This is a genomic window from Nitrospirillum amazonense (assembly GCF_007828045.1).
GTDB classification, from domain to species: domain Bacteria; phylum Pseudomonadota; class Alphaproteobacteria; order Azospirillales; family Azospirillaceae; genus Nitrospirillum; species Nitrospirillum amazonense_C.
Window position 1 is genome coordinate 16411 of record NZ_VITN01000022.1, and the last position, 13171, is coordinate 29581.

A 13171-nucleotide genomic window follows, 5' to 3' on the forward strand; every position below is an offset into this window, starting at 1 on the left:
GACGGACGGAAGCGCGGCGTCAGGCGGCGCGCAGGTTTTCCGCCACCACCTGGCCGTCGAACAGGTTGATGATGCGCCGGGCATACTGGGCGTGGGGCATGGAGTGGGTGACCATGACGATGGTCGTGCCCTCGCCGTTCAGCTCGGTCAGCATGTTCATGACCTCTTCGCCGTTGGCGCTGTCCAGGTTGCCGGTCGGCTCGTCCGCCAGCAGCATGCGGGGGCGCGAGACGACGGCGCGGGCGATGGCCACGCGCTGCTGCTGGCCGCCGGACAGCTGTTGCGGCAGGTGGCTTTCACGGTGGGCGATGTTGACCTTGGCCAGCGCCTCCTTCACCCGCTCCTTCCGCTCGCGCGCCGGGATGTCGTGGTACAGCAGCGCCAGCTCCACGTTCTCGAACACCGTCAGCTCGTCGATCAGGTTGAAGCTCTGGAAGATGAAGCCGATGTTCTTCTTGCGGATGTCGGCCAGCTTACGTTCGCCATAGCCGGCCACATCCTCATCCCCGAACCAGTATTGGCCGCTGCTGGGGTTGTCCAGCATGCCCACGATGTTCAGCAGCGAGGACTTGCCGCAGCCCGACGGGCCCATGATGGCCACGAACTCGCCCTGCTTGATGTGGATGTTCACCTGGTTCAGCGCCGTCGTCTCCACCTCTTCCGTGCGGTAGACCTTGGTCAGGTCGACTAGTTTCAGCATCCTTGCCATCCCCGTCTTATGACAACAAATTCAATGATCGTTTCGTAGGCGGATCAATTCAGTTCGATACGGTCCATGCGGGCCAGGTCGCCGTAGGAGGAGACGATGACCCGCTCGCCCGCCGCCAGGCCGTCGCGCACCTCGATCATCTGGGCGTTGCGCCGGCCCAGGTGCACGCGCCGCTTCTCGGCATAGGTTCCGCCCGGCTGTACCACGAAGATCCAGTCGCCGCCCGTGTCCTGGTAGAAGCCGCCGTTAGGGATCAACAGCGCGGTGGTGGCCGCGCCCAGCTTCAGGCGCATCTGCAGGGTCTGGCCGCTGCGGATATCCTGCGGCGCGGCGCCCAAGAATTCCAGATCCACCTGGAACTGGCCGTCGCGGACCTGCGGGTAAATCTTGGCGACCTTCAGCTTGTACTCCCCGGCGCCGATGGCGGCCTCCGCCGTCTGGCCCAGTTCCAGGCGCGACAGATAGAACTCGTCCATCTGGGCCTGGACCTTGAAGCCGTCGTCGCGGTCGATGCGGCCCAGGCGCTCGCCCTTTTGCTTGGTCTGGCCGATCTCCACGTCCAGCACGGTGATCTGGCCGTCCACCGGCGCCCGCACCACCAGGCTGTCCAGGTTCTTGCGCGCCATGGCCAGGTTTTCCTCCAGGCGGCGGGTGCTGTCCTGCATCTCGGTGTACTGGCTGGCGCGCATCTTGTCGGTGGTGCGCATGGTCTCCAGCGTCAGGTCGCGCCGGCGCTCATACCATTTGATCTGGTCGCGGATGATATCGATGTCGCGTTGCGAGGACGCGCCCGTCTTGATCAGCGCCGTCTTGCGCTCCAGGTCCTTGGACAGCCAGGAGACATTGTAGTCGCACTCCGCCAGTTCACGCTGGTTGCTGATGCGGTTGGTTTCCAGCTGTAACTCGGTGTCGTGCAGGCGGTTGATCTGTTCCATCACCTGCGCCTCGCGCGAGATGATGTCCAGCTGCAGTTGGGTGTTGGACAGCTCCACCAGCGGCTGGCCGGCCTTCACCTTCTGGCCCACCTCCACCAGCTTCTTTTCCACCCGGCCGCCCTCGATGCTGTCGAGATAGACGCTGTTCAGCGGTTCCACCGCGCCGCGCACCGGGATGAAATCCTCGAACGTGCCCTGGGATACCGTGGCCACGGTCAGGCGCGATTCCGCCACCCGCACCGTCTGGCCGCCCTGGGTCTGGGTCAGGACCGCGGCCCCGCCGGCCAGGGCCAGCAGCGCCGCGCCAGCCGCCCAGGCGCGCTTGTCGGTGCGGGCGCGGTGGACCCAGCCCTTCCAGCCCTTGGGCTTTTCCACACGGCGGTCCATGCCGATGCCCATGCCGCCGGTGCCGCCCACGCCCGTCGCCTTGACGATGTGGACACCGCCAACGGAACCCTCCACGCTGGGCGAACCCGGCGCGCCCATCACAGCGCCCCCAGGCAACGGATGGCCACCACCAGCAGGGCGCTGACCAGCCACAGGTCCGGATTGACCGACAGCAGCGCATCCTCGACCCGCTCGATCAGCGACCGGGTATCGGCGACCTCTTGCATATCCATCAGGATGTCGTTCCGGACCATCATAACCCCACTTCCTTTTCAGTCGGACAGGGCAGGCCGGGAAGGGACCACCCCGCCAGCGCCCAATCACGAAGCGGACGCTGCGGGCTTCCCATTGGCAAAGGATATGCCAGATCCAGATTTATTTATTTATCAATGGGTTGGACACAAACATCGGCGTCCGGATGCGAACACTGTCCGGATGCGGACACCCGCCGCCGTGTGAATCCGAACTCTCCGCCAAAATAGCTGGGACGGGACCACCCTTTGGCAGCCCCGCCCCGCCTCAAGCCCGAATAGCCGTCACGCCGCGCGGATACCCTGGAGGAAGGTCTCGATCTCGCGCTTCAGGGTGGCGGCCTGGCCGGAGAGGGAGCCGGCGGAGGACAGCACCTCGCCCGCCGCCGCGCCCGCCTGGCCGGCGGCGCGGGTGACGTACACCACACTGCTGGTCACCTCCTGCGTGCCCACCGCCGCCTGGGCGACGCTGCGGCTGATTTCGGTGGTGGTGGCGTTCTGCTGTTCCACGGCCGACGCGATGGTGGTGGTGATTTCCGAAATGTCGCCGATGGTCGCGGCGATGGCCTGAATGGCATCCACCGCCCCGCCCGTGGCCGCCTGGATGGCCGCGATCTGGCCGGAGATCTCCTCCGTGGCCCGGGCCGTCTGGTTGGCGAGGCTTTTTACCTCGCCCGCCACGACGGCGAAGCCCTTGCCGGCCTCACCCGCCCGCGCCGCCTCGATGGTGGCGTTCAGGGCCAGCAGGTTGGTCTGCCCGGCGATGTCCTGGATCATCTGCACCACGGCGCCGATGCGGGTCGCCGCCTCGGCCAGGCCTTGCATGGTCTGGTTGGTGGTGCGGGCGTCATCCACGGCGCGCGACGCCACCTGGGACGAGCGCACCACCTGCCGGCCGATCTCGGCGATGGAGCTGGTCATCTCCTCCGTGGCCGCCGCCACGGTCTGCACATTGGCCGAGGTCTGCTCCGCCGCGGCGGACGACACGGTCGCCTGCTCCCGCGTCTCGTTGGCCATGCTGTTCATGGTGCCGGCGGCGCCGTGCAGCCGGTCGGCGGAGGTCGAGACATTGTCAAGCACGACGGCGACGGCGTGGTCGAAGTCCACGATCAGCCGCTCGACCACCTGGGTGCGGCGCATGCGCTGTTCCTGCGCCGCCACCTGTTCCAGGGCCAGCATCTCCGCCCGCTGGGCGTTCTGCTTGAACACCTCCAGCGAACGGGCCAGCGAGCCCACCTCGTCCTTGCGGTCCGTGCCCTCCACGGTGATGTCCTGGTCGCCGCCCGCCAGACGTTCCATGGTGTGCGCCATGCGCACCAGCGGACGCGCCACCAGGCGCTGCACGATCAGCCACAGCACGGTGACGGCGGCGCCCAGGCCGATGGCGCTGGCCACCACCAGCAGCAGGATGGCCCGGCGGCCCTGTTCCGCCGCCGCCGCCTTGCCGGCCGCCAGCTCGCCATCCGTCATCTTGACCTGCTGGGCGATGGCGGCGGCGGCGGCCTTGCGGGCGGTGCGACCTTCCTTCGCCGAGAAGTCATAGGCCTGGTCCAGTTCCTGGCGCAGGCCCATGGGCGCCACGATGTCCGACACCTCGGCCCGGCGCTTCACCGCCTTTACCATATCTTCCGTCAGCGGGCGGTCGGCGGTGGTGTCCACCTGGGCCAGGCGCAGGTTGGCGAGGTCCACGGCCTGGGCGAAGTAGTCGTGTCGCTGCTTGTCGAAGCCGGCGCGGGCCTCGGCGTTGCGCTCCAGCAGCAGGTTCTTCTCGGCGATCGTCCCCTCATTCATGGCGTTGGCCAGCTGCATCACCGTCTGCCGGCGCAGGGCCAGCACGTCGACCAACTGGTCCGCCTGGCGGTTCAGCGTGGTCATCGCCGTCCCGGCATAGAGGATGAGGCCGCAGACCACGATCAACAGCATGCCCAGAGGTATGGCCATCTTGCGGGTCAAGGCCAGATCGGAAATCCAACGCATCGTCATCACTCCAGAAATCCCGGAGGGCGACCCCCGTATAGGCGCACCCTCGCTGCCGGCATTTTCCATGATGAATCTGGTGGATTCGGTTAACGCGGACGACGTATGCGGAGGGATATGGCCTTGACCTGGATCAACGCCCCGCCGGCGGGACAGGTGGAAAAGAGAGCATCGCCAGGGGGCCCGCCCCGGCTGGCTCCTCTCAAGGTCTCCGCCCCATGCCCGCCCTTTCCTCTCCCGCCCCGTCCGTGGCCCAGGTGCCGCCGGCCAATCGGACGGATGGCGTCCTGAACCTGGATGGCCTGCGCGCCCTGCGCCCGGCCACGGAACCGTTTCCCCACCTGGTGATGACCGGCTTCATCGCCCCCGTCGTAGCCGTCACCGCCCGCCACGACTTTCCCGACAGCCCCCATGGCGGTCTGGTGCCCGCCCCATCGCGCGCGGAGCTGGAGCGGGGCGACCTGGACGGCTTCACCCGCCTGCTGGCCGCCTTGACGGCGCCGGAGACGACGCAGGCCTTCGCCGAGACCTTCGGCCTGGACCTGGATCCCGACGCCCTGATGGTGACGGTGCGCAGCCGCTGCGTGCCCAAGGACGGGCGCATCCACACCGACAGCGTGACCAAGCGCCTGACGGCGCTGCTGTACCTGAACGACACATGGACCGCGCCCGGCGGCCGCCTGCGCCTGCTGCGCAGCGCCGACGACATGGAGGACATGCTGGCCGAGGTACTGCCCCTGGACGGCACGCTGGTGGCGTTCCGCCGCACCGACAACTCCTTCCACGGCCACAAGCCACACGACGGCGTGAGACGCTACATCATGTTGAATTGGATGGTGGATGCAGGCACCGCCCGGCGCGAGACCCTGCGCCACGGCGTCACCGCCGGCCTGAAGCGCCTGGGCAACGCCTTCTCCGGCAAGGGGGACATGTGATGAGCTTTCCTGCCCCCCACCCTGGCGCCCCCAAGGCCGACACGCCCGCCTTCGACCCGCAGGCCTTGGACGCCGCCACCGGCCACCATGTGCGCGCCTGCCTGAACGCGGCGGACCGGGATGATCATCCCTACCGCCACTGGTATCTCAACAGCGTCTTCCCGGCCGCCGTGGCGGAGGCGCTGGCCACCCTGCCCTTCGCGGCGCCGGAGATCGACGACACCCGGGGCCGGCGGGAGACGCACAACTCCACCCGCACCTTCCTGTCGACCGACAACCAGCAGCTATACCCGGTGTGCGGCGCCGTGGCGGCCGCCTTTCAGGCGCCTGAGACGGTGTCCACCCTGGCGCGCCAGTTCGGCGTGGACCTCGGCGGATCGTCCCTGCGCATCGAATATTGCCTGGACCGCGAGGGGTTCTGGCTGGAGCCACACACCGACATCGGCGCCAAGCTGTTCACCATGCTGGTCTACCTCAGCACCGGGCCGGACGCGGAAAACCTCGGTACCGACATCATGGACGGGCCCGAGGGCGGCCACGCCGGCCGGGCGTCGGGCCGCTTCAACACCGGCTTGGTGTTCATTCCCGGCAGCGACACCTGGCACGGCTTCGCCCGACGCCCCTTCCAGGGCATTCGCCGCACCATCATCATCAACTATGTGAAGCCCGAGTGGCGGGCGCGGCATGAGCTGGCCTTCCCCGCCGAGCCTGTCGGCCTACCCTGAATTCAACTAAAAGGATAGGCTGCAACACCATTGGAGACCGCGTAAACCAGACCATATGATCGGGCCTGGCGTAGGCTAAGGGACGCAAGGGCGGTCGTGACGGTCAATTCCGACATCGGGTCCGACATCGGGGCGCCGCGGGTGGCGGAGGCGGAGCCGCCGCGCGCGCCCTCCACCATCGCGGCCCTGCGCCTGCAGATATTGGCCGCCGTGCTGATCCCCCTGGCCCCGCTGGCTGCGGCTGGATTGGAAAGCCGCAGGGACATCGTCACCCAAGCCGGCGACCGGGTGGAGCGCATCGCCGCCGCGGTGGACGAACACGCCCAAAAGGTGATCGAGAGCGACCGGCTGATCCTGGACCGGGTGCGCGACCTTGACCCCGCCCATCTCGACCTCGCCCGCCCCCGGGACACGGATCAGGTGGGTGCCGCCCTGGCCGGCATGGTGGCCGGCATTCCCCAAATCCAGGCGCTGTGGCTGTGGGATGCGCAGGGCCGGCCCCTGGCGGCCAGCCGCCATACCCCCACCGCCAGCAGGCCCGACATCACCGACAGCCCCGCCTACGGCCAGTTGCGCGCCGGCCAGACGGAAATGCTGATTCCCCCGTCCGACAGCCTGTCGGCCGGCAGCGGGACATCGGGCGATCAGCGCGTCTTCAGCCTGGCCCGCCGCCTGAGCCACCCCGACGGCAGCCTGGCCGGCATCGCCGCCGTTTCCATGTCGCTGGCCTATTTCGACGATTTCTACCGGCGGGTGACGCAAGACGATCCGGCCACGACCGTCATGCTGGTCAATCGCGAGGGCATGATCATGGCGGGCCGCCCGGTCGCGACCGATGGCGCGCGGGTCGACCCCGCCTGTCCCGGCGCCCGCGCCACCTGGCGCGCCGCCGCTCCCGATGGCACTCCGGACGCGAGTCCGCCGGATGCGAGCGCCGCGAACGAGGGGCGGCAGCGGCTGGCGGCCTGCCGGCTGATCGCCAACGCGCCGCTGACGGTGATGGTGGGCGTGGACCGGACCCAGCTGGACCGCCAATGGCACCGGCGCCTGGGCCGGCTGGCGCTGCTGGCCCTGCCGGTCATGGGTGCGCTGTGCGCCACCACGCTGCTGGCCATGCGCCGCGCCCGGCGGGAAAGGCTGGCGGCCCAGGCCCTGCGCGCGGCGGAGACCCGGCGGGAGCGGGCAGAGGGCGCGCTGCTGCGCACCCAGCGGCTGCAGGCGCTGGACCAGATCACGGGGGGCATCATCCATGACTTCGCCAACCTGCTGATGACCGTGCGCAGCGGGGCAGAGGTGCTGTGCCGCCGCCCGCACACCGAACCCCAGCGCGAGGTGTTGGACGCCATGCTGCAGGCGATCGCCTGGGGGGAACGGCTGACCCATAATCTGCGCACCTTCAGCCGCCGGCCCCGCCTGCACCTGGATCTGGTGCGTCTGTCGGACATGGCCGGCGACATCGCCGATCTGCTGCGCCCGGCGCTGCGCGGCGACATCCGCCTGGAAACGGCGCTGCCGCCCAGCCTGTGGCCCCTGCGCGTGGATAGGACGGAGTTGGACCTGGCGCTGCTGAACATGGCGGTCAACGCCCGCGACGCCATGCCCCGGGGCGGCGTGCTGCGCCTGGCGGCCGCCAACGTCCACATCGACCCCGCCAGCCATGAGAGCGAGCGCACCGGCGGCCTGATGGGCGATTTCGTGCGCCTGACGGTCTGCGACACGGGGTCGGGCATTCCGGCCGACATCTTGGATCGGGTCTTCGACCCCTTCTTCACCACCAAGCAGGACGGCAAGTCCACCGGCCTGGGGCTGGCCCAGGTGCACGGCCTGGCCCGCCAGTCCGGCGGCGCGGCCCTGGCCGACAGCCTGAACCCGGCCATCCCGAACAGTGCCGCGGCCGGCACCACCATCACCCTCTACCTGCCCCGGACCGACGAGGACGCCTCCGCCGCGGGGACCGGCACCATGCCGGCAAACGGTGTTCCGGCCAACGGTGTTCCGGCCAACGGTGTTCCAACGGTCGCCGGCAACGGACGCCAGATCCTGCTGGTGGAGGACAATCCGACGGTGGCCAAGGTCATGCGGGACATGGTGGAGGCATTGGGCTTCCGCGTCCTGGCCGCCACGACGGCCGACGCCGCCCAGTCGCTGCTGGCCGACCGGCCAGACATCTCGCTGATGGTGAGCGACATCGTGCTGCCCGGGGGGCGCAACGGCCTGGAACTGGCCCAGGCCGTGCGCCACCTGTACTCCGGCCTGCCCATCCTGCTGGTCAGCGGCTATGGCGATCGCGTGGCGGAGGCGGAGAGCCTGGGCTTCGCCATCGTGCCCAAACCCCTGGACAGCACCCAGCTGCGGCAGGCGATGTCGCGCTGTCTGGGCGCCCCGTAGCGACCGCCGCCCCCCGGGGGAAAAGGCGGGTGGGCAGAGCCGGGACTACCCCGATAAGAACGGGTCACCCCTCCCCCATCGCGCCGGGTTTCATGAAACGCCCGTCGCTGCTATACCTGGGGGGCAGACCAGCCGCCGACAGTTGACGCCGGCGCGAATGGAGGACGGGTGTGACCAGACACGAGGAACGGGTTTTCCGCTCCGCCAAGCCGAAAACGGACCTGGCGACCTTGCGCAATCAGTTACAGCGCCTGAAGGGCGACCTGGAACAATATCTGGCCCGCAATCGCAGCAGCCCGATGATCGCCCCCCTGAAGGAGCGTATCCGCGAACTGGAAGGCACCATCGCCGCCGCCGAGGAGCGCAGCGCGCGTCCGCGGTCGTCCGGCTGGACCGGTTCCATCGACGGCGCCGCCGCCCAGCGGGCCGAGGCGCCGCCACGCAGCCATGGCGGCCCGGCCGGGGGTGACCGCTTCCCCCCGCGCCGCCGCGCCGCTCCGGGTTCGGCCGCCGACGGCGACAGCGAAGAGTAAACGTCAAGGACCCGCGGGGCCGGGCGTTATGCCCGTAGCCCCGCCGTTCCCTCCAGCCGGGTCAGGCGCCCGTCGCTCCGGGATTCGGGCCGGGATTCGGGCCGGGGTTAGGGCCAGGATAAGGGGCGGCCGCGGGGCCGGGGTTCTTGGCCGCGCCATCCCCATCCCTGTCATGGTCCCCGCCCTTGCCCTTCGGGTCCGGCGGCACGGCGATGATTTCCCGCACCGGCACGCGCAGGTGCAGGGGTTCACCGATGATTTCTATATCCATGGGGGAACAGACCCAATCCGACCCGCCCGGTTTGGTCACGATGGCCAGTTGCAGGCGGGTGGACAGGTCGGGCTGCGGCATGAACAGCTTCAGGTCATAGCGCTTGTTGACGCCCACACGGATGCGCACCGTGTAGGGGTCGATGCTGTTCCAGCCATCGATGTCACGGGTGAAGAAGCAGGCCGGCTGCGCCGCCATGGGCTTGGCGCCAGGGGGCTTGGCGCCAGGGGGCCTGTCGCCGGGCGCCTCGGCCGCCGAGGCCACGGCACCACTGGCCGGACCATCCTTGGTGGCCCCGTCCGGCGGGGCGGATTGGCAGCCCGCCAGGGCCAAAGCCATCACCGCCCATATCTGCACGTACCGCTTGGTCATCGTCCTACTCCCGAATTGCCGTGGAAACGGCCCTGGAAGGCCCCGGTTCCACACCCCTTATACGGGGGAGTTCCGGCCTGACCCGCTTGCGACAAAAATTCTATCCTGCCGCCGGGGCCGGGTGTACTTTCCCTAGTGGTTCAGGGACCGTGGCATGACTAAAGCCCGGCCCTTACGGAACAATCCGGCGGCATCATCCCGCCGGGCAGGAGACGACGATACATGGCGATCCGGGTACGTGAAGATTACCGGGGTCTAACGGGGCCGGAAAAGGCCGCCGTGCTGATGCTGGCGCTGGGCGAGGAGCATGCCAGCCGCCTGTTCGCCCTGATGGCGGAAGACGAAATCAAGGAACTGTCCCAGACCATGGCCAACCTGGGCTCGGTCAGTTCCAACATCGTGGAGCGCCTGTTCGTCGAGTTCGCGGAGCAGATCAGTTCCACCGGCTCTCTGGTCGGTACCTTCGACAGCACCGAACGCCTGCTGATGAAGGTTCTGCCCAAGGAGAAGGTGGACACCATCATGGAAGAGATCCGCGGTCCCGCGGGTCGCACCATGTGGGACAAGCTGGCCAACGTGAACGAGCAGGTGCTGGCCAACTACCTGAAGAACGAATACCCGCAGACCGTCGCCGTCATCCTGACCAAGATAAAGGCCGACCACGCCGGCCGCGTGCTGCAGCTGCTGCCCGAAAGCTTCGCCATGGAAGTCATCATGCGCATGCTGCGCATGGAATCGGTGCAGAAGGAAGTGGTGGACGACATCGAGCGCACGCTGCGCACCGAGTTTATGTCCAACCTGGCGCGCACCAACCGCCGCGACGCGCACGAGATGATGGCGGAAATCTTCAACAGCCTAGACCGCAGCACGGAAAGCCGCTTCATCGCCGCGCTGGAGGAACGCAACCGCGACAGCGCGGAGCGCATCCGCGCCCTTATGTTCACCTTTGAGGATCTGGGCAAGCTGGACCCCTCGGGCGTGCAGTCGCTGCTGCGCTCCGTCGATAAGGCCAAGCTGGCGACCGCGCTGAAGGGCGCCTCGGAAACCCTGAAGGACCTGTTCTTCACCAACATGTCCGAGCGCGCGGCCAAGATCATGCGCGAGGACATGGCCGCCATGGGCCCGGTGCGCCTGCGCGACGTGGACGAGGCGCAGATGTACATGGTGCAACTGGCCAAGGACATGGCCGCCCGCGGCGAAATCGTCATCGCCTCCGGCAAGGGCGACGATGAACTGGTGTATTAAGACGGCTGTGACGGGCGGCACGGCACGCCCCACGCCGCCGGCCCATGGTTCCCGCCCCAGTTCCCGCCCGCCGGAAGACTTGCCCCATGCCCACACGCCTGCACATCGACTTCGTCTCCGACGTTTCCTGCCCTTGGTGCGTCATCGGGCTGAAGGGCCTGCAGGCAGCGCTGGCGCGGCTGGAGGGCGAGGTCGAGGCCGACATCCACTTCCGGCCGTTCGAGCTGAACCCCCAGATGGGGGCGGCGGGCCAGGACCTGGATGAGCACATCAGCCAGAAATACGGCTCCACCCCGGACCAGATGGCCCAGACGCGGGAGATGATCCGCGCCCGCGCCGCCGCCGTCGGCTTCACCATGTCGGCCACGGGTGCGGGTGGCGCCAAGCGCCGCATCTACAACACCTTCGACGCCCACCGCCTGCTGCACTGGGCGGAAAGCCAGGGATCGGAGCGTCAACTGGCGCTGAAGCTGGCCCTGTTCGAGGCCTACTTCACCCGGGGAGAGGCGCCGTCCGACACCGAGGTCCTGCTGGCGGCCGTGGCCCAGGCCGGCCTGGATACGGAGGAGGCCCGCGTCCTCCTGACCGGCGACCGCTATGCCGCCGAGGTACGCGAGGCGGAACAGCTGTGGCTGTCACGCGGCATCCAGTCGGTGCCCGCCGTGATCGTCAACGGCCGCTATCTCATCTCCGGCGGCCAGCCGCCCGAGGCCTACGAGAACGCGCTGAAAAAGATCGCGGAAGCCGCGTGACCGGTTCAGCGGAGCCGTTGCAGTCCCCGCTTTTCAAACCAGTGCTGGGCGTAGGGATTGTCGTTGTACGGCGGAATCTCGCCATAGCCGTTGCGGGCGTAGAGCTTGCGCGCCTCGGTAAGGCTGCCGTTGGTGTCCAGTTGCAGGATGTCCACGCCGGCGGCGGTCGCGCGTTCCTCCAGCGCCCGCAGCAGCCGCTGGGCGACACCCAGGCCGCGAACGGACGGCGCCACCCACATGCGCTTGATTTCCCCGTAGCCATCCCCTTTGATTTTGAGCGCCCCGCAGCCCACGGCCGCGCCGTCCAGCCGTGCGAGCAAGAACCAGCCTGAGGGCGGCACGAGTTCGCCGGGCTCCGCCGGGGCGCTGCGCGTCGGATCGAAACCGGTGTCGAACCGCGCCGCCAACTCTTGGAAATACGCCTGGAGACAGGCCTGGACCTCGTCGCTGAAAGGGTCGGCCGGCTCGATCACCACCGCCGACGCGCGCAGGAACCGCTCCACCTCCGCCATCGCGTCCAGCAGGCGTTGGCGCTGCGACAGGCCCAGCGGCTCCAGCAGTGCTGCCGCCCGGTCCCGGGAGCGCTGGTCCAGCATGTCCCATTCCCGCCGGCCCTGGGGTGTCAAGGTCACGCGCCGCACCCGCGCGTCCCGCGCGTCGGGCGTGGATGTCGTCAGCCCCTCCGCCTCGAAGGCCCGCAGCATCCGGCTGATATAGCCCGAGTCCAGGCCCAGGCGCGCGCGCAGGTCACGCACCGTCGTACCGTCACGGCCGATCTCGAACAGCAGGCGGGCCTCCCCCAACGGGCGGCCACTGCCCAGGTAATTGCCGTCCAGCACACCGATGCGGTGGGTAACCGCCCGATTGAAGCGGCGCACGCGAGAGAGTTGATCGTCGTCCATATTTCTGACTTTAGTCAGGTAATATTCGACCGTCAATCATCCTTGCCGGATAACAAACGGCCCGGCAGGTTTCCCCACCGGGCCGGTGCCCCATGAAAGCGAAAGCCTGAGCCCCTTTTGCCAGGCGCAGGTTACGCATCCCCCGCCTTCGGCCGTCTTATTCACTCGCCGCCTTCGGCCACTTTATTCACTCGCCGCCTTCGGCCACTTTATTCACTCGCCGCCTTCGGCGGCTGGGCAAACTGGATCAGGTAATTGGCGTAGTCGGCGACCTTCAGCTTGAAGTCCAGGCTTTCGTTACCGGCCATGGCGCGGGCCACGATCAGGTGGTTGCCCACGGTGGTGGGCGTCAGCTTGTAGACGCCGGCCGCCCCCTTCAGGCGGGGGTAGTAGTTGGGGTCGACGGGCTTTTCCTTAGCGGACAGGCGTTCCAGCGCCTCTTCCTCCGTCCAATCGCCAACCTCGACCTTCTTCACGAGGGTCCAGTCCTTTTCCGCCGCCCAGCCGGCGGCCAGCGCCGCGGCCACGGCATCGGCGCCACCCTCGACCACGCCCACCTTGAAGATGTTCTTGGGCAGGCCGACATCGGACGCCCATTTCGACAGGTTGGCGCTGCGCGCGACGAACAGGGTGGCCATGATGGGAACCAGTCTGTTGTTGAAAGGCGATCCCCTGGTCTACCCCAGGGCGCCGGTGGAGACCAGATTTAGCCGCGCCCCCAATCGCGACACTTTCGGAATTCGCGCAAACGTGTCACGGAAGCGGATGCAACGCTGGCCGCATCTGGGT

13 protein-coding genes are annotated in these 13171 nt (G+C 68.2%); 6 read left to right on the top strand and 7 right to left on the bottom strand.

Going from position 1 to position 13171, the window contains the following annotated elements; translation table 11 throughout:
- Nucleotides 1–19 precede the first annotated feature (19 nt).
- From FBZ89_RS24700 to FBZ89_RS24710, 4 genes are all read right to left on the bottom strand, one after another.
- Entirely contained in the window at nt 20–700 is a 681-nt protein-coding gene (locus FBZ89_RS24700) for an ABC transporter ATP-binding protein (RefSeq protein ID WP_199902739.1), read from the bottom strand.
- A gap of 53 nt (nt 701–753) precedes the next feature.
- Nucleotides 754–2130: an efflux RND transporter periplasmic adaptor subunit gene (locus FBZ89_RS24705; protein ID WP_145753077.1), complete on the bottom strand. Its 1377-nt coding sequence runs from the start codon at nt 2128–2130 to the stop codon at nt 754–756.
- Nucleotides 2130–2288, bottom strand: coding sequence for a hypothetical protein (locus FBZ89_RS31025; protein ID WP_157999591.1), 159 nt, complete (start codon nt 2286–2288; stop codon nt 2130–2132). The genes FBZ89_RS24705 and FBZ89_RS31025 overlap by 1 nt, the downstream gene beginning before the upstream one ends.
- Before the next feature lie 279 nt (nt 2289–2567).
- Nucleotides 2568–4259, bottom strand: a complete 1692-nt coding sequence (locus FBZ89_RS24710) for a methyl-accepting chemotaxis protein (RefSeq protein WP_145753078.1) — start codon at nt 4257–4259, stop codon at nt 2568–2570.
- Between the two features lie 218 nt (nt 4260–4477).
- Between FBZ89_RS24710 and FBZ89_RS24715 the strand changes: the two genes are divergently transcribed.
- The 4 genes from FBZ89_RS24715 to FBZ89_RS24730 all read left to right on the top strand — a co-directional run bounded on the left by FBZ89_RS24715 (nt 4478) and on the right by FBZ89_RS24730 (nt 8840).
- The gene (locus tag FBZ89_RS24715; protein ID WP_145753080.1) at nt 4478–5194 is read left to right on the top strand and encodes a 2OG-Fe(II) oxygenase; all 717 of its coding nucleotides are present in this window, start codon (nt 4478–4480) and stop codon (nt 5192–5194) included.
- Nucleotides 5194–5919 (top strand): 2OG-Fe(II) oxygenase, encoded by a 726-nt coding sequence (locus FBZ89_RS24720; RefSeq protein WP_342780649.1) that lies wholly within the window; start codon nt 5194–5196, stop codon nt 5917–5919. Before FBZ89_RS24715 ends, FBZ89_RS24720 begins: the two co-directional genes overlap by 1 nt.
- A gap of 96 nt (nt 5920–6015) precedes the next feature.
- Nucleotides 6016–8307 carry a hybrid sensor histidine kinase/response regulator gene (locus FBZ89_RS24725; RefSeq protein ID WP_145753081.1) on the top strand — a complete coding sequence of 764 codons (2292 nt, stop codon included), beginning with the start codon at nt 6016–6018 and terminating at the stop codon, nt 8305–8307.
- Nucleotides 8308–8477: 170 nt separating this feature from the next.
- Nucleotides 8478–8840: a hypothetical protein gene (locus tag FBZ89_RS24730; RefSeq protein ID WP_088872743.1), complete on the top strand. Its 363-nt coding sequence runs from the start codon at nt 8478–8480 to the stop codon at nt 8838–8840.
- A gap of 61 nt (nt 8841–8901) precedes the next feature.
- On the opposite strand, the gene FBZ89_RS24735 is transcribed toward FBZ89_RS24730, so the two are convergent.
- Complete coding sequence (locus FBZ89_RS24735) at nt 8902–9483, bottom strand: DUF6491 family protein (protein ID WP_145753083.1); 582 nt, start codon at nt 9481–9483, stop codon at nt 8902–8904.
- 222 nt (nt 9484–9705) lie between these two features.
- Between FBZ89_RS24735 and fliG the strand changes: the two genes are divergently transcribed.
- Both fliG and FBZ89_RS24745 read left to right on the top strand, forming a co-directional pair.
- Nucleotides 9706–10728 carry a flagellar motor switch protein FliG gene (gene fliG / locus FBZ89_RS24740; protein ID WP_004271656.1) on the top strand — a complete coding sequence of 341 codons (1023 nt, stop codon included), beginning with the start codon at nt 9706–9708 and terminating at the stop codon, nt 10726–10728.
- An 86-nt stretch (nt 10729–10814) separates the two neighbouring features.
- Complete coding sequence (locus FBZ89_RS24745; protein WP_145753085.1) at nt 10815–11480, top strand: DsbA family oxidoreductase; 666 nt, start codon at nt 10815–10817, stop codon at nt 11478–11480.
- Nucleotides 11481–11485: 5 nt separating this feature from the next.
- Here the strand turns inward: FBZ89_RS24745 and FBZ89_RS24750 are convergent, their stop codons facing one another.
- On the bottom strand, nt 11486–12382 hold the full coding sequence (locus FBZ89_RS24750; RefSeq protein WP_145753087.1) for a bifunctional helix-turn-helix transcriptional regulator/GNAT family N-acetyltransferase: 897 nt from the start codon (nt 12380–12382) through the stop codon (nt 11486–11488).
- A gap of 209 nt (nt 12383–12591) precedes the next feature.
- Nucleotides 12592–13020: a hypothetical protein gene (locus FBZ89_RS24755; RefSeq protein ID WP_145753089.1), complete on the bottom strand. Its 429-nt coding sequence runs from the start codon at nt 13018–13020 to the stop codon at nt 12592–12594.
- Between the last annotated feature and the right edge of the window lie 151 nt (nt 13021–13171).

Bases quoted from the DNA above. Each gene is read 5' to 3' on its own strand.
- FBZ89_RS24705 (WP_145753077.1), bottom strand. From the start codon at position 2,130: ATGGGCGCGCCGGGTTCGCCCAGCGTGGAGGGTTCCGTTGGCGGTGTC.
- FBZ89_RS24745 (WP_145753085.1), top strand. From the start codon at position 10,815: ATGCCCACACGCCTGCACATCGACTTCGTCTCCGACGTTTCCTGCCCT.
- FBZ89_RS24750 (WP_145753087.1), bottom strand. From the start codon at position 12,382: ATGGACGACGATCAACTCTCTCGCGTGCGCCGCTTCAATCGGGCGGTT.
- fliG (WP_004271656.1), top strand. From the start codon at position 9,706: ATGGCGATCCGGGTACGTGAAGATTACCGGGGTCTAACGGGGCCGGAA.
- FBZ89_RS24755 (WP_145753089.1), bottom strand. From the start codon at position 13,020: ATGGCCACCCTGTTCGTCGCGCGCAGCGCCAACCTGTCGAAATGGGCG.
- FBZ89_RS24720 (WP_342780649.1), top strand. From the start codon at position 5,194: ATGAGCTTTCCTGCCCCCCACCCTGGCGCCCCCAAGGCCGACACGCCC.
- FBZ89_RS24735 (WP_145753083.1), bottom strand. From the start codon at position 9,483: ATGACCAAGCGGTACGTGCAGATATGGGCGGTGATGGCTTTGGCCCTG.
- FBZ89_RS24700 (WP_199902739.1), bottom strand. From the start codon at position 700: ATGCTGAAACTAGTCGACCTGACCAAGGTCTACCGCACGGAAGAGGTG.
- FBZ89_RS24715 (WP_145753080.1), top strand. From the start codon at position 4,478: ATGCCCGCCCTTTCCTCTCCCGCCCCGTCCGTGGCCCAGGTGCCGCCG.
- FBZ89_RS24710 (WP_145753078.1), bottom strand. From the start codon at position 4,259: ATGCGTTGGATTTCCGATCTGGCCTTGACCCGCAAGATGGCCATACCT.
- FBZ89_RS31025 (WP_157999591.1), bottom strand. From the start codon at position 2,288: ATGATGGTCCGGAACGACATCCTGATGGATATGCAAGAGGTCGCCGAT.